The sequence below is a fragment of the Azospirillum baldaniorum genome, assembly GCF_003119195.2.
GTDB lineage: Bacteria > Pseudomonadota > Alphaproteobacteria > Azospirillales > Azospirillaceae > Azospirillum > Azospirillum baldaniorum.
The window spans coordinates 1,570,198-1,586,157 of sequence record NZ_CP022253.1; the positions used below are offsets into that span (position 1 = coordinate 1,570,198).

Consider the following 15,960-nt stretch of genomic DNA (forward strand, 5'->3'; position numbering starts at 1 on the left):
CGCACCGCGGCAGGCCTCCTCCTTATTTCTTGGCGGGTTCGTCGAAATCGGGGAACTCCGGCGTCGCCGGCGCGATGTCGTTGGCGATCGCGGCGCGGCGCTGCTGCGCGTACAGGCTGCGGGCCGTCGCGTAGAAGTCCAGCGAGTTCTTGCGCAGGTCGTCGATCTCGCGCAGGAGCTGCGAGCGGCGGTCCAGGCCTGCGGCGGCGGTCCGCCCGTACATCGCGTTGTCCGCCCCGGCGGCGTTGGTGCCGATGCGGAACGGGTCGGCCAGCGTGTCGACGCCGTAGCCCAGCGTGTCGCGGACGTTCGACGGGCCGAGGAACGGCAGAACCACGTATGGCCCCGGTCCGACACCCCAAACTCCGAGCGTCTGGCCGAAATCCTCCGGACGGTCGCCGATTCCGGCCTCCGTCGCCACGTCGGCGAGGCCGCCGATGCCGAGGATGGTGTTGGTCATGAACCGGCCGGTGGCGACCTGGGCGCCCTCGAAATCACCCTGCAGCAGGTTGTTGGCGATGTAGAGCGGGCCGAGCAGGTTCTGGATGAAGTTGTGCACCGCCTGGCGCAGCGGGTCGGGGACGACGCCCACATACACTTCCGTCGCCGGGCGGATCAGCAGGATGTCCGCGGTCTCGTTGACGGCGAAGACGAATCGGTTGGGAATCTCCAGGGGATCGCTGACCGTGACATCGGCTTCGTTGCTGCCGGGCGCGGTTGCGCAGCCCGCCATGCCGAAGGCGACGACGGCTACGGCGGCCGAGCGAAGAAGGGAGCGGGAGAGGTTGGCCAGCTTCATCGGCGACGGCTCTTTCTGGGGACACGACTTTGGGCGGGGCATCCGATTCCGCGGCCCCATCGCGCCACGTCAGAAGGGTTCGTCCCCTCGCCGGGCGGCAACAGGCGCTGCCGGACAGGACATCGCCCGGAAAATCCGTGCGATCCCTTTGTTCCGTGCCTAACACAGGCGCCGCCTTTTGACCAGCGTGCCACGCGAGGTCACCATACGGATACCGCCCTATGTGGTAGGATTGCCGCGCCCTTCGCGTGCCGTCCGGGCGTCCCGTCAGCCGATGCCGCCCGATTGGAAGGGTGAGCGGTGAAAACGTGTTTACGCTGCATAAAGATATCTTTATATCTGTATCCCGTATGGCGGGCCGTGGTGGCCGGCCGGCCCTTTGGGGCGATTCGGGATGGTGCCGGCGGTCATGGACGAACTGCTTGCGACATTGAAGGCGGCGGCGGAGACCACGCGGCTTCGGCTGCTGGCGCTGTGCGCGCATGGCGAGCTGACGGTGACCGAGCTGACCCAGATCCTGGGGCAGAGCCAGCCGCGGGTGTCCCGCCATCTGAAGCTGCTGTGCGACGCCGGTCTTCTCGACCGCTTCCGGGAGGGCACCTTCGCCTTCTACCGGCTGACGGAGCGCGGCGCCTCGGCGGAGTTGGCGCGGGTGCTGGTGGACGCGATCCCCTCCGACGATCCGACCATGACGCTGGATCTGGAGCGGTTGGAGGCGATCAAGCGCGCCCGCTCCGAGGCGGCGGCCAGCTATTTCCGCGAGAACGCCGCCCGCTGGCATGAAATCCGTTCCCTCCACGTCCCGGAACGCGAGGTGGAGGAGGCCCTGCTGCGCCTGATCCCCGCCGACGGGATCGGGGACCTCCTGGACATCGGCACCGGCACGGGCCGCATGCTGGAGGTTCTGGGTCCGCGCGCCCGGCGCGCCGTGGGCGTCGACCAGTCGCGCGAGATGCTGTCCATCGCCCGCACCAAGCTGGAGGACACGGCGCTCCGCCACTGCCATGTGCGGCAGGCGGACATGTACCAGCTTCCCTTCCCATCGGGGTCCTTCGACGCGGCGATCGTCCATCAGGTGCTGCATTTCGCGGAGGCGCCGGCCGATCTGCTGGCCGAGGCGGCGCGGGTGCTGCGGCCCGGCGGCCTGCTGCTGCTGGTCGACTTCGCTCCCCACGCTCTGGAATCCCTGCGGGCGGAGCACGCGCACCGACGGCTGGGCTTCGCCGACGCCGAGGTCGCAGCTTGGTGCCGCCAATGCGGTCTGGACTGCGGTGCCGTGGTGCATCTGCCGGGCGAACCGCTTACCGTATCCATCTGGCCGGCGGTGCGCGCCGCGAAGGGCGCATCTCCGGCCGATCCTTCCATCCTCTCCATCAGCGGAGCCCAGTCATGACGTCCGGCATCCCGTCGGTCAGCTTCGAATTCTTCCCGCCCAAGACGGAGAAGATGGAACAGAGCCTGTGGCAGGCGATCCAGCGCCTTGCCCCGCTCAGCCCCTCCTTCGTCTCGGTGACCTACGGGGCCGGCGGCTCGACGCGCGAACGCACGCACAACACGGTGACGCGCATCCAGAAGGAGACGGGCATCCCCGCCGCCGCCCATTTCACCTGCGTGGGTGCGACGCGCGAGGAGATCGACGCCATCGCCCGCACCTACTGGGACGCCGGCATCCGCCATCTCGTGGCCCTGCGCGGCGATCCGCCGGAGACCGAGGGCGGGGTGGGTGGGCGCTACGTCCCGCACCCCGGCGGCTACGCCTACGCCGCCGATCTGGTGGCCGGGATGAAGAAGGTCGCCGACTTCGAGATCTCCGTCGCCGCCTATCCGGAGTCCCATCCGGAGGCGCCGAGCGCGCAGTTCGACCTGGACAACCTGAAGCGCAAGGTGGACGCCGGGGCGACGCGGGCGATCACCCAGTTCTTCTTCGACAACGACGCCTATTTCCGCTTCCTCGACCGTTGTGCCGCCGCCGGCATCACCGTGCCGATCGTGCCCGGCATCCTGCCGATCACCAACTTCGCCCGCGCGGTGGAGTTCGCCGGCAAGTGCGGGGCGGCGATGCCCCAGCGCTTCGCCGAGACCTTCGAGGGGCTGGATTCCGATCCGGAGACCCGCCAGCTCGTCGCCGCGACCATGGCGGCGGAGCAGTGCCAGGCGCTTCAGGCTCAGGGCATCAAGGACTTCCATTTCTACACACTGAACCGCTCCGACCTGACGGTGGCCATCTGCCGGATGCTGGGCGTCAAGGCAAAGCAGCCGGCGGTGTCCTGACCGCCCCCCTGTGCTAGGGTGTTGCGGATGATCGCGGTCGCGGAGGAGGGGCCATGGACAGCCGGATCGGGTACGACGACGACTTCTACGCCTGGACCCAGGAACAGGCCCGCCTTCTCCGCGAAGCCGCCCGCGAACGTCTGAACACGCCCATCGACTGGGAGCATGTGGCGGAGGAGATCGAGGACATGGGGCGGAACGACCGGCGCGCGATCAACAGCCATTTGGCCCGTGTCATCGAGCATCTTCTGAAGCTGGAACTTTCCCCGGCGTCCGACCCGCGCAGCGGTTGGCGGAAGTCCGTGCGCGAACAGCGGGCCGCTGCCGTGGATGCATTGGCCGACAGCCCAAGCTTGAAGAGCCACATGGACCTTCCGTTCGCCTTCCGCCGCGGCCGTGGCTTCGCCACCGACGGGCTCGGGCAGGATCGCATCGATGAGCGGGAGCTTCCTGTCGAGTGTCCTTACGCCCTTGAGCAGATTCTCGATGAGGACTGGTGGCCGACGAACCGCCACGGCCTTGAGTAAATCGCCGACTTCCTGAACCTTTCCGCACGACCTTCCTTCCGAAACGGACCAGACCCTTCCCATGCCGCACATTCTCGACACTCTCCGCGACCGCGTCCTGCTCTGCGACGGCGGGTTCGGCAGCCGCATCCAGGCGCTCGACCTCGATGTGGAGAAGGACTACTGGGGGCACGAGAACTGCACCGACATCCTGCCGCTCTCGCGTCCGGACATCGTGCGGGAGATCCACCGCGGCTATTTCGAGGCCGGCGCGGACATGGTGGAGACGGACACCTTCGGCGCCTCCCCGGTGACGCTGGGCGAATTCGGCATCTCGGAGAAGGCGTTCGAGATCAACCAGCGCGCGGTCGAGCTGGCGCGCGAGGCGGCGGAAACCTTCACGGACGGGCAGCCGCGCTTCGTCATCGGCTCGGTCGGGCCGGGCACCAAGCTGCCCAGCCTGGGCCACATCCCCTATCAGGACCTTGAGGACAGCTTCTTCGTCCAGGCGGCCGGCCTGATCGCCGGCGGCGCCGACGCCATCCTGGTCGAGACCTGCCAGGACCCGCTGCAGATCAAGGCCGCCGTCAACGGCATCAAGCGCGCCCGCGCCGAAGCTGGAAGCGACACGCCGGTCTTCGTCCAGGTGACCGTGGAAACCACGGGCACGCTGCTGGTCGGCACCGACATTGCCGCGGCGGCCACGGTGATCCAGGCGCTGGACGTCCCGCTGATGGGCCTGAACTGCGCCACCGGCCCGCTGGAGATGAGCGAGCATGTGAAGTGGCTGACCCAGAACTGGCCGGGACTCGTCTCCGTGCAGCCGAACGCCGGCCTGCCGGAACTGGTCGACGGCAAGACGCACTACCCGCTGCGCGCCGACGACTTCGCCCACTGGCTGGAGCGCTTCGTGACCGAGGACGGGGTGAACCTCGTCGGCGGCTGCTGTGGCACCAACGTTCCGCACATCGCGGCGGCCAACCAGATGCTGCGCAAGCTGGCCCCGGCCGGGTCGCACCGCCCGAACCCGAAGGGCCGCACGGTCCATTGGGTGCCTGCGGTCGCCTCGCTCTACTCGCAGGTCACGCTGCGCCAGGAGAACGCTTTCTTCGCCATCGGCGAGCGCTGCAACGCCAACGGCTCCAAGAAGTGGCGCGAGCTTCAGGAGAAGAACGACTGGGACGGCTGCGTCGAGATGGCGCGCGAGCAGGTGAAGGAAGGTTCGCACACGCTGGACGTCTGCACCGCCTTCGTCGGCCGCGACGAGGTGGCGGAGATGAAGGCCGTCGTGCAGCGCTTCGCCGGCTCGGTCACCGCCCCGCTGGTCATCGACTCCACCGAATACATCGTTCTGGAGAAGGCGCTGGCGCTCTACGGCGGCAAGGCGATCATCAACTCCATCAACTTCGAGGACGGCGAGGAGCCGGCCCGCAAGCGCCTCGCGCTCGCCAAGAAGTTCGGCGCGGCGGTGATCGCTCTGACCATCGACGAGGAGGGCATGGCGAAGACGCCGGAGCGCAAGCTCGCCGTCGCCAAGCGCCTCTACGACCTCGCGGTCAACGAGTTTGGCCTGCCGGCCCACGACCTGCTGTTCGACCCGCTGACCTTCACCATCGCCACCGGCAACGAGGACGACCGCAAGCTGGCCATCTGGACGCTGGAGGGCATCGAGGCGATCAGCCGCGAGATGCCCGGCTGCCAGATCATCCTGGGCCTGTCCAACGTCTCCTTCGGCCTGAACGCGGCGGCCCGCCACGTGCTGAACTCGGTCTTCCTCGACCATGCGGTGAAGCGCGGCATGACCGGCGCCATCGTGCATGTGTCGAAGATCATGCCGCTGCACCTGATCCCGGAAAAGGAGGTCAAGACCGCCGAGGACCTGATCTTCGACCGCCGCGCGGAAGGGTATGACCCGCTTCAGGCCTTCATCGCCCTGTTCGAGGGTCGCAAGGCGGCGGACGCCAAGAAGAAGGCCCGCGCCGAGACGGTCGAGGAGCGGCTGAAGGAGCGCATCGTCGACGGCGACCGCACCGGGCTGGAGGACGATCTCGCCGAGGCGATGAAGACCCACCCGCCGCTGGAGATCATCAACACCTACCTGCTCGACGGCATGAAGGTGGTGGGCGAGCTGTTCGGCGCCGGCAAGATGCAGCTTCCCTTCGTGCTCCAGTCCGCGGAAACCATGAAGGCCGCCGTGGCGTGGCTGGAGCCGCACATGGAGAAGCTGGACGGCCAGCAGAAGGGCACCATGGTGCTGGCCACCGTGAAGGGCGACGTCCACGACATCGGCAAGAACCTCGTCGACATCATCCTGACCAACAACGGCTACAAGGTCGTCAACCTGGGCATCAAGCAGCCGGTCGGCGCGATCATCCAGGCGGCGAAGGAGCACAAGGCCGACGCCGTCGGCATGTCCGGCCTGCTGGTGAAGTCCACCGTCGTCATGCGCGAGAATCTGGAGGAGATGACCCGCGAGGGGCTGGAGGTTCCGGTCCTGCTCGGCGGCGCCGCTCTGACCCGCGCCTATGTGGAGACGGACTGCGTGGCCTCCTACGGCTCGGGCCGCGTGGCCTATGCCGGCGACGCCTTCGACGGGCTGACCCTGATGGATCAGGTGGTGGGCGGCAGCTTCGACCAGCAGCTCGCCATCCAGCAGGCCAAGCGGGCGGGCCGGGCGGTCAACCGCCGCCGCGTGCTCGGTCAGGCGACGAGCGCCACCATCGGTCCGGTGGACAAGGACGCCGCCCGCGCCCGCCGCGCCCGTCTGGCCGAGGGTGTGCCGGTGCCGACGCCGCCCTTCTGGGGGCCGAAGGTCATCGAGCATGTGCCTCTGAAGACGCTGGTGACCTATCTGAACGAGCGCATGCTCTATCAGCTCCAGTGGGGCTACCGGAAGGACGGCAAGTCCTTCGAGGAGTTCAAGGAGTGGGCGAAGAAGGAGCTTCGCCCGGTGCTCGATCGCATCCTCCAGATCGCCGCGAAGGAGGAGATCCTGCGGCCCCAGGCGGTCTACGGCTACTGGAAGGCGGCGGCCGACGGCGACGACGTCATCCTGTTCGCCGAGAACGGGACCAGCGAGGTCGCCCGCTTCAGCCTGCCGCGTCAGGCCAAGGAGGACGGCGAGTGCATCGCCGACTTCCTCCGCGATGTGAACGACGGCGAGCGCGACGTGCTGGGCCTCCAGATCGTCACCATGGGCCAGCATTGCGCCGAGGTGGCGCGGGAGTGGTTCGCCGAGAACCGCTACCAGGATTATCTCTACCTGCACGGCTTGTCGGTGGAGATGACCGAGGCGATGGCGGAGTATGTCCACGCCCGCATCCGCGCCGAACTGGGCTATGGCGCAGAGGACAGCCGCGACAAGGAGAAGCTGCTGCAGCAGGCCTATCGCGGCAGCCGCTACAGCTTCGGCTACCCGGCCTGCCCGAACCTCGCCGACCAGGAGCAGCTTCTGAAGCTCCTCGACGCCGGGCGGATCGGCGTGGAGATGTCCGACGAGCACCAGCTCCACCCGGAGCAGAGCACGTCGGCCATCGTCCTGCACCACCCGCGGGCGAAGTACTTCAGCGTGTGACGCGGAGCGCCTGGACCGGGGCATCGCCTCCTTTCCCGTGTCGCAATGGGGAAGGAGGCGTCTTCAGGATCGCCGGAACCGGCTTGGCTGACCATCCAAGCCGGTTCCCAAAGCGCAACGGCATCGCTTATCCTTGAGGGCATGAACCATTCGCCCACCCCGCTTCGCCTGCACCGGGAAACCGTCCGCCCGGAGTGGATCGACTACAACGGCCACATGAACGTGGCCTATTACCTGCTCGCCTTCGACCACGCGACCGACGCCGTGCTCGACCATTTCGGGATCGGCAAGGCCTACGCGGAGGGCGAGGGGCGGTCGATGTTCGCGGTGGAGGCGCACCTGACCTATGCCCACGAGGTCACGGAGGGTGACGGGCTGACTTTCACGTCCCTGGTGCTGGGCGCGGACGCCAAGCGGCTGCATCTGTTCCACGAAATGCGCCATGAGGAGGACGGATTCCTCGCCGCTACGGCGGAATTCGTTCTGCTCCATGTCGATCTGGCGGAGCGCCGTTCGGTGCCGCTGGCTCCGGAAACCGCGGAGCGGCTGACACGCACCGTGGCGGAGCACGCCACTCTGCCCGTGCCGCCGCAGGCCGGGCGATCGGTCGGGCTGCGGACTCCGAAGGGGGCGTGACGGTAAGTCGCTGCCCGCCGCGGCCTTTTGTTGCGCCGGACCCTTTGTTATTCGGCCCCTGCGACACTATCTGTTGGCGCATGAAGACGACAATTTTCGCCGCCTTCGCGGTACTTGCCACCTTCCTGGGCACAGCCCTGGTTCCCTCCGTCGCTCTCGCCGAATGCACCGACCCGGCGCAGCCTAAGGTGAACTGGCGCCGCTGCTACTTCGACGGGCGCGATCTGTCGTCGGCGAAGCTGTCCGGGGCGATGCTGCGCGACGCCACCTTCCAGCGTGCCACGCTGAAGGACGCCGACCTGTCGGACACCGACAGCTATCGCGCGAAATTCTTCAGCGCCACGATGCCGGGGGTGAAGCTGGATGGCGCCCGCCTGATCGAGGCCGATTTCACGCGGGCCGATCTGACGGGGGCCTCCCTCAAGGAAACCGACCTGCGCAACGCGAAACTGGTGAACGCCATCCTGCAGAAGGTCGACTTCACCGGGGCGCGCCTCGGCGGTGCGGACCTGCGGCACGCCGACTTGTCCGGGGCCATCTGGATCGACGGCACGACGGTCTGCGCCGAGAAATCCCTGGGCCAGTGCAACTGATCGGCGGGCAAGTATATTTCCGATCATATGTAATATAATGTCCTTACTCCAAAGTTCCTTGCCCGTCTCTTTGCCGCTGCGGTAGCCTTTTTGCCAATGAGCAGTGGAAAGGCAATGGCAATGGCGGGCGAAGAGGATTTCGAGACGGCGCGGATTCTCGCTGTCCGCGCCATGGATCGGATCGACGCCAATGGATTGTTGCCGAATCCGGAGAATTTCACCCTCTGGTACGCCTATTTTGGCGGTCAGAATCCGGACCTGACGCGCGCCATCGAGCTGGCTCAGCGTGACGGTGCCACGCTGTCGCAAAGCCATTGCGACGAGCTGTACAAACGCTTCTTCACGCTGGATGCCGAGGCCCAGGCCATCCGCGAGACGTCGGAACGGGCGCGCGTCGCCTTGGGCCGCATCCTCGACCAGCTGGGCAGCGTCGGTTCGGAGACCGACCGCTACGGGCAGGCGCTGGCCGGCTTCCGGGGCGAGCTGGACCAGCCGATGAGCTTGGCCGAGCTGCGCGCCATGGTGGCAGCCATCGCGGCGGAGACCACCGCCATCGCCGATCGCCAGACCCGCTTGCAGAGCCAGCTTCTCGAATCCAGCCAGCAATTGGCCGAGCTGCGCGTCGTCCTGGATTCGGCGCGGCGGGAGGCGATGACTGACGGGCTGACCGGAATCGCCAACCGGCGCGGCTTCGATCTGGCGCTGGTCTCCGCCGCGGAGGATGCGGCGCAGACCGGATTGCCGATGACGCTGCTGATGGTGGACATCGACCATTTCAAGCGCTTCAACGACACCCACGGCCATCTCGTCGGCGACCATGTGCTGAAACTGGTCGCCAAGGTTTTGACCGAAGGGGTGAAGGGGCGCGACACCGTCGCCCGCTACGGCGGGGAGGAGTTCAGCGTCATCCTGCCGCACACCGCGCTTGCCAACGCCATCAAGCTGGCCGAGCAGCTTCGCGCCTCCGTGGGGTCGCGGCAGATCATCAACCGGACGCGCAACGCCACCTACGGTTCGGTCACCCTGTCGGTCGGGGCGGCCGAATACCGCCCCGGCGAGGACCTGCTGGCTCTGATGCGCCGCGCCGACGAGGCGCTCTACACCGCCAAGCGCGGCGGGCGCAACCGCGTCTGCGCGGAGGCCACGGTGACGGGCTGAGCGCCAGCCGTCAGTCCCGATGCATCAGCCGCCGCCGGTCAGGCGTCGGACCGCGGCGTCGGTTTCGTCCACCAGCCGCGCCATAAGCTCCGCCGCCGTCTGCCTCCGCGCCAGACGGACCCCTTGTCCGGCCCACAACGACAGGAACTCCGCCCGCCCCTGCTGAGCGGCGGCGGTGCGCATCGGGCGGGTCAGCGCGTTCTGAAGGGGGAAGGGCAGGGCGTCACCGTCCGCGATGTCCTCCATGACCCGGTTCACGATCCCGCGCGCCGGGCGGCCCGAGAAGGCGCGGGTCACCCGCGTCTCGGTCTCGCGGGCATCGAGGATCGCCCGCTTGTGCGCCTCGGGGATGCCGGCCTCCACGCAGGTCAGGAAGGCGGTGCCCATCTGCACAGCGGTGGCGCCCAGCGCCAGCGCCGCCGCGATGCCGCGCCCGTCCATGATGCCGCCGGAGGCCAGCACCGGCAGGGTCACCGCGTCCACCACCTGCGGAACCAGCGCCATGGTGCCGACCAGTCCGGCGGCGAAGTCCACCTCGCCCGGGCCCGTGGCGAAGCTGCCGCGGTGCCCACCGGCCTCGGCCCCCTGGGCGATCACGGCGTCCATGCCGGCCCGCTCCAGCGCAATGGCTTCCTCGACGTCGGTCGCCGTACCGATCAGGAGCATGCCCCGTGCCTTGATGGCGGCCAGCGCGTCGGCGGGCGGAATGCCGAAGGTGAAGCTGAAGGCCGAGGCCCCGCAGTCCAGCGCCGCCGCCAATTGGGCGGCGAAGCCATCGGCTCCCAGGACCGGTGTCCCGGGAGTGGGCAGGCCGAGATCGGCGTGGTAGCGCGCGATGGCGGCGACCGCCGCGTCCATCCTCCCGGCATCCGGTGCCTCGGGCGCGGGCAGGGGGACGAACAGGTTGATCCCGAAGGGGCGGGCGGTGCGGGCGCGGATCGCCCGCGCCCGTTCGGCGATCTGGTCCGGGGACAGATAGGCCGCCCCGACGAAGCCGATGCCGCCCGCCTCGCCCACCGCGGCGACGAGGTCCGCCGTGTCGGCGCCCCCGGCCATCGGGGCCTGGACGATGGGGTTGGACAGGCCCAGGCGCTGGGTCAGACTGGTGTGAACCGGCATCGCGCCGCCCTCCGCTTTCGGTGATCCGCGGAGGGAGGCTAGGGCAGTCCGACCATCGTGAAAAATGATTTGTTCAGATGGGACGGATCATGTCCGGTGATGGGAGGCCGTGGCCACGTCACGCCGCGCGCAGCCACACCGCCGTGTCGTGGAAGGCGGCCCCGCCCGCCGGCGGGATCGGCTCGGGCGAGGTCAGGGTGTTGATCCCGATCCCCTCCAGGAAGGCGCTGTTCGGCCAGATTCCCTCCACGATCACCACCCCGCGCGGCACCCCGGCGAAGGGCTTGGCGTGGACGACGACGCTGCCCAGCCCGTTGCCGAGGCGCACGGCGTCGCCGTCGGCCAGGGCGAGGTCCGCCGCGTCCTCCGGATGGATCAGGACGGTCGGACGGCCTTCGCGGCGCTGGGCGGTCACCGTCTCGGTGAAGCTGGAATTGAGGAACTGCCGCGCCGGGGCGGTGACGAGGCGGAAGGGATGCTCCGCGTCGGCCGGGCGCCCCGGCGCCATGTGGTCCGGCAGTTCCGGCAACTGGCCAGCGCCGTAGGGGCCGAGCGCCGCCCAGTCCGGCGCGAAGCGGAACCGCCCGTCCGGGAAGGCGAAGCCGTTCAGGAAATGCGAGGTCTCGAAATCCGGCTGGGCGTCGATCCAGCGCTGTTCCGTCAGGGTGGCGGCGTCGGTCAGGCCGGAGGTCTTCAGCATGGAGTCGATGATCTCCAGCGCGCTCATGCCGAAGCCCGGATGCTCGGCACCGACGCGGCGCGCCAGCTCGGAAATCACCCAGTGGTTCTCGCGCGCCTCGAACTGCGGCTTGATCACCTTGCGGCCGATCAGGATGTGCATCTGCCCACCGCCGCGGTAGAGGTCGTCGTGCTCCAGGAAGGTGGTGGCGGGGATGACGATGTCGGCCAGCTGCGCGGTGTCGGTCATGAACTGCTCGTGCACCGCCACGAACAGATCGTCGCGCAGGAAGCCGCGGCGCACGCGGGCGCTGTCCGGACAGATCGCCGCCGGGTTGGTGTTCTGGATCAGCATGGCGGTGATGGGGGGACCGCTGGCGATGTCCTCCCCGGTCAGCACCGCGCCGATGCGCGACTGGTCGAAACCGCGCACCGAGGTGTCTAGCCGGTCCAGCCCCTCCGACAGGGTGCGGTCGATGCTGTAGATGCCCGACGAACAGTAGAGCGCCCCGCCGCCCTTGTGCGCCCAGGCACCGGTGACCACCGGCAGACAGGACACCGCGTGCATCTGCGCCGCGCCGTTGTGGGCGCGCGTCAGCCCGTAGCCCAGCCGCAGATAGCTGCGCTTGGTGGCGCCGTAGAGGCGGGCGAAGCCGACGATCTCCTCCACCGTCAGGCCGGTGATCGCCGCCGCCCACTCGGGCGTGCGGGTGGCGAGATGGGCTTCGAACCGGTCCGCCCCGGCGGCGTAGCGGCCGAGATAAGCGCGGTCGGCCAACTCCTCGCGGAACAGGACGTGCATCACCGCGCAGGCCAGCGCGCCGTCGGTGCCGGGGCGCAGCATCAGGTGGAGGTCCGACACCTCCGCCGTGCCGGTGCGGTAGGGATCGATGGTGACCAGCTTCGCCCCGCGGCCCTTGCGGGCGCGGCTGACGTGGGTCATCACGTTGACCTGGGTCGCCACCGGGTTGCCGCCCCAGTTCACGATCAGGTCGCTGTCGGCCATCTCGCGCGGGTCGGCGCCGCGGATGTCGCCGTGGCCGGCCAGCCAGCCCATGTTGGCCGGCGTGTCGCAGACCGTGCTGATCTGCCGGGAATAGCCCTTGGCGTGGCGCAGCCGCTGGATGCCGCCGCGCTGCACCAGCCCCATGGTGCCGGCGTAGAAATAGGGCCAGACGGCTTCCGCGCCGTGGACCCGCTCGGCGTCCAGGAAGGCGTCGGCGATGCGGTCCAGCGCCTCGTCCCAACCGATTTCCGCCCATTGGCCGGACCCCTTGGGGCCGGTGCGCCGCAGGGGCGTCCTCAGCCGGTCGGGAGAATGGACGCGCTCCGCGTAGCGGCTGACCTTCGCGCAGATGACGCCCGCCGTGTAGCTGTTGGCGGCGGCCCCGCGGACCTTGCCGATGCGGTCCGGTGCCACCCGTTCCACTTCGAGGGCGCAGGTGCTCGGGCAATCGTGCGGGCAGGCGGTCGGCAGGAAGACGGAGTTCACGGAGGGGCGCCTCGGCGGGGAAAAAGCGACGGTCAGCTTATGTCCGGCGTCCGGCATTCCGCAACCGGTCAGAATTGTTTAAGGACTGCCATCAGATTTCAATATTGCAGCCCTATCCTTGTGGAGGTGCGTCGCGGAAAGATGTATGTTTTCCAAAAAATACTCGCATAAGACGGCCTGCGCGCCGGCGCGAGCGCGGAACGACACATCAAGGGGAAGCCGTATGATCGCGAATGTTGCCGGAGGCACCCGGCGGACGCTGCGGGCCGGGGTGTTCGCCAGCCTGCTCGGAGCCATGGTCGGGGCCGTTGCCGGCATGGCCGCTCCGGGGATCGCCACGGCGTGGGCGGACGGGGTCAAGGTCGGCTATGTGGAATTCCCGCCCTACACCCAGACCGACGGCGGGGCTGCGAAGGGCAGCCTGATCGAGGCGTTCGACAAGGCCGCCAAGGCTGCCGGCATCGCCTACACCGCCGAATCAGCCCCCGCCCGCCGCCTCTTCTCCGGCATCGCGGACGGCGAGTTCAACATCTTCCTTGGAATCCGCACGGTCAAGGAATTCGATGGCACCACGCTGATCAGCGCCGCCCCGATCGCCCGGATCGAGCTGAACGCCTACGGCATCGGCGAAGCCCCGGCGGTCAAGGCGAAGGAGGATCTGTCGGGCAAGGCGGTCATCGCGCTGAATGGCTATTCCTACGGCGGCTGGCGCGCCTGGATGGAGGACCCGGCCAACAAGGTGCAGATGGTCGACGCGCGCACCGCCGACCAGGCGCTTCAACTGCTCCAGGCCGGGCGGGCGCCGACGCTGCTGCAATACTCGCTGCCCATGCAGCAGGCGCTGGGCGGGAAGACGCTCGCCGACCTGAAGGCGACGCCGGTCCAGAGCCTGGACGTCTACATCGTGGTGTCGAAGAAGACCCCCGACGCCGCGGCGGTTCTGGCGAAGCTCGAAGCCGGGTTCAAGGCGACCCAATAGCGCCGAGGCGGGCGCCGACCGTTCGGCAACCGATTGTTCAGCAAGAGAAAAGGGCGGATCATGACGGTCAGCGGCGCGGCAGACGGGGCGCGGGACAGCGGGAATCAAGGCGGCAGAAATGTAGGCGGCGGTCTGGGGCTGCGCCTGCGGGCGTTGCTGCTGATCGGCGGCGTGCTGCTGGTCTATCAGGTTCTGGCCATCGCCTGGGGCGTGCACAGCTCGGCCAACCAAGCGAAGGAGACGCTGGCGGCGCGCGCCGACATGGTGGCGTCGCTGCAGGCCCGCGCGGCGGCGATCCCGCTCTTCGACTTCGACACCGAACAGGTGCGCGAGGTCGCCAAGGCGCCGTCCTCCGACCCCGATTTTCTCGGCGCCCAGGTGCGCGACGACAAGGCCAAGGTGGTCGCCGAGGTCGGCGACACCAAGGCTGCCAAGGGCTTCATCGAGGTGGTGAAACCCATCGTCGGCGGGCAGGCCGGACAGCGCAAGACCATCGGCGAGTTCGTCCTGCGCCTGCGCACCGACCGGGTGGAGGCGCGGGTGACCGCCGACGCGGTGACCCAGATCGCCGTCGGGGCGGTCGCCTTCCTCGCCATCATGGCGGCGCTCTACCTCGTCGTCTCGGCCATCACGCGCCCTCTGATGCAGATCACCGCGATGGTCGGGCGGCTGGCCCAGGGCGACTACGCGGTCGCCGTGCCGGCGCTGGACCGTCGCGACGAGATGGGAGCGATGGCCCGCACCATCGACATGCTCCGCCAGAACGCCCAGCACCGCCAGCAGCTCGAAGCCGAGAAGCTCGCCCGGCAGGCGGAGGAGGCGCAGCGGGGCGAGCGGCTGACCCGCCTTGCCGCCGCCTTCGACCGCTCGGTCCAGGCGACGGTCGGCGAGGCCTCGACCGCCGCCTCGCAGATGAAGGGCAGCGCCGGCAGCATGCTGGAGAGCGCGCTGCGCGCCGACCAGTGCAACGCATCGGTGGCCGGGGCCGCCGACGAGACCAGCCGCACCGTCCAGACCGCCAGCGCGGCGGCGGAGCAACTCACCCAGTCGATCCGCAGCATCGCCGAGAGCGTGAAGCAGTCGGTCGCCATGTCCGCCCAGGCCATTGACCGCGCCGACGCCAGCCGCAAGACAGTGGAGGCGCTGGCCGCCGGTGCCGCCAAGATCGGCGAGATCACCAGCCTCATCACTTCGATCGCCGGCCAGACGAACCTGCTGGCCCTGAACGCGACAATCGAGGCGGCGCGGGCCGGGGAGGCCGGCAAGGGCTTCGCCGTGGTGGCGAGCGAGGTGAAGAATCTGGCCAGCCAGACCGCCAAGGCGACGGAGGAGATCGCCACCCAGATCGGCGCCATCCAGTCGGTCACCCAGGAGACGGTGTCCGCCATCGGCGCCATCACCGAAACCATCGGCCAGCTCAGCCAGCGCTCGGCGGAGATCGCCGCCTCGGTCCAGCAGCAATTGGCCGCGACGGGCGAGATCGCCGAGAAGGTCCGCACTGTGGCCGGCGAGGCCGACACCGTGACCCGCAGCATCGCGGTCGCTTCCGGCGCCTCGTCGGAGGTGGCGACGGCGGCCCGGGAGTCGGTGGAGGTCGCCCAGACCCTCCAGGCCCGCTTCGTCGATCTGCGCGACGAGGTGCAGAGGTTCCTGGCCTCGATCAAGGCGGCGTAAACGGCCCGCGATGACACGCAACTTGCCTGCGATGGGCGCGCATGCCCGCCGCGGGCAAGTTGCGTTTCCGGATTTCGCCTCGCCGCACTAGGATGCCGCTCCCGAAAGGCGAGGATGATATGGACGACGGATTGAAGTGCCCGAAATGCAACTCCGAGCATGTCTATCAGGACGGCATGCTGTGGATCTGCCCCGAATGCGCCCATGAATGGAACCCGCAGGCCGAAGGCGGCGCGGGTGCGGAGGCTGTGGCGGATCAGGGGGTGCGGGACGCCAACGGGAACGCGCTGAGCGACGGCGACGCGGTGACGGTCATCAAGGATCTGAAGGTCAAGGGCTCGTCCCTGGTCGTCAAGGGCGGCACCAAGGTGAAGAACATCCGTCTGGTCGACGGGGCCGACGGCCACAACATCGCCTGCAAGATCGACGGCATCGGCGCGATGAACCTGAAGTCGGAATTTGTCAAGAAGGCGTGACGGCG

Annotated in this window: 13 protein-coding genes; 10 read left to right on the top strand and 3 right to left on the bottom strand. The window is 68.6% G+C overall.

All coding sequences use genetic code 11. The features are described 5' to 3' along the window. Nucleotides 1-22 precede the first annotated feature (22 nt). Nucleotides 23-799: an MlaA family lipoprotein gene (locus Sp245p_RS07365; RefSeq protein ID WP_014240617.1), complete on the bottom strand. Its 777-nt coding sequence runs from the start codon at nt 797-799 to the stop codon at nt 23-25. 409 nt (nt 800-1,208) lie between these two features. Here Sp245p_RS07365 and Sp245p_RS07370 point away from each other — a divergent pair, with 409 nt between their 5' ends. The 7 genes from Sp245p_RS07370 (at nt 1,209) to Sp245p_RS07400 (ending at nt 9,537) form a co-directional block, all read left to right on the top strand. Beyond that, on the top strand, nt 1,209-2,192 hold the full coding sequence (locus tag Sp245p_RS07370) for an ArsR/SmtB family transcription factor (protein ID WP_041811811.1): 984 nt from the start codon (nt 1,209-1,211) through the stop codon (nt 2,190-2,192). Beyond that, the gene (gene metF, locus Sp245p_RS07375) at nt 2,189-3,070 is read left to right on the top strand and encodes a methylenetetrahydrofolate reductase [NAD(P)H] (RefSeq protein WP_014240619.1); all 882 of its coding nucleotides are present in this window, start codon (nt 2,189-2,191) and stop codon (nt 3,068-3,070) included. Before Sp245p_RS07370 ends, metF begins: the two co-directional genes overlap by 4 nt. 53 nt (nt 3,071-3,123) lie before the next feature. Continuing rightward, a complete protein-coding gene (locus Sp245p_RS07380) occupies nt 3,124-3,597 on the top strand; it encodes a DUF29 domain-containing protein (RefSeq protein ID WP_014240620.1) in 474 nt (157 codons plus the stop codon). Between the two features lie 61 nt (nt 3,598-3,658). Next, the gene (gene metH, locus Sp245p_RS07385; RefSeq protein WP_109138438.1) at nt 3,659-7,150 is read left to right on the top strand and encodes a methionine synthase; all 3,492 of its coding nucleotides are present in this window, start codon (nt 3,659-3,661) and stop codon (nt 7,148-7,150) included. Between the two features lie 141 nt (nt 7,151-7,291). Beyond that, a complete protein-coding gene (locus Sp245p_RS07390; RefSeq protein ID WP_014240623.1) occupies nt 7,292-7,786 on the top strand; it encodes a thioesterase family protein in 495 nt (164 codons plus the stop codon). A gap of 80 nt (nt 7,787-7,866) precedes the next feature. Continuing rightward, a complete protein-coding gene (locus Sp245p_RS07395) occupies nt 7,867-8,379 on the top strand; it encodes a pentapeptide repeat-containing protein (protein WP_014240624.1) in 513 nt (170 codons plus the stop codon). 120 nt (nt 8,380-8,499) lie between these two features. Continuing rightward, entirely contained in the window at nt 8,500-9,537 is a 1,038-nt protein-coding gene (locus tag Sp245p_RS07400) for a GGDEF domain-containing protein (RefSeq protein WP_014240625.1), read from the top strand. Between the two features lie 24 nt (nt 9,538-9,561). Here Sp245p_RS07400 and Sp245p_RS07405 read toward each other — a convergent pair whose 3' ends face one another. Both Sp245p_RS07405 and Sp245p_RS07410 read right to left on the bottom strand, forming a co-directional pair. Next, a complete protein-coding gene (locus tag Sp245p_RS07405; RefSeq protein ID WP_014240626.1) occupies nt 9,562-10,656 on the bottom strand; it encodes an NAD(P)H-dependent flavin oxidoreductase in 1,095 nt (364 codons plus the stop codon). Nucleotides 10,657-10,774: 118 nt separating this feature from the next. Further along, on the bottom strand, nt 10,775-12,826 hold the full coding sequence (locus Sp245p_RS07410; protein WP_014240627.1) for a molybdopterin oxidoreductase family protein: 2,052 nt from the start codon (nt 12,824-12,826) through the stop codon (nt 10,775-10,777). A gap of 223 nt (nt 12,827-13,049) precedes the next feature. On the opposite strand from Sp245p_RS07410, the gene Sp245p_RS07415 reads away from it, so the two are divergent. From Sp245p_RS07415 to Sp245p_RS07425, 3 genes are all read left to right on the top strand, one after another. Beyond that, entirely contained in the window at nt 13,050-13,805 is a 756-nt protein-coding gene (locus tag Sp245p_RS07415) for a type 2 periplasmic-binding domain-containing protein (RefSeq protein ID WP_014240628.1), read from the top strand. 60 nt (nt 13,806-13,865) lie between these two features. Next, on the top strand, nt 13,866-15,479 hold the full coding sequence (locus Sp245p_RS36645; RefSeq protein WP_014240629.1) for a methyl-accepting chemotaxis protein: 1,614 nt from the start codon (nt 13,866-13,868) through the stop codon (nt 15,477-15,479). A 119-nt stretch (nt 15,480-15,598) separates the two neighbouring features. After that, nucleotides 15,599-15,955 (top strand): zinc ribbon domain-containing protein YjdM, encoded by a 357-nt coding sequence (locus Sp245p_RS07425; RefSeq protein ID WP_014240630.1) that lies wholly within the window; start codon nt 15,599-15,601, stop codon nt 15,953-15,955. Nucleotides 15,956-15,960 lie beyond the last annotated feature (5 nt).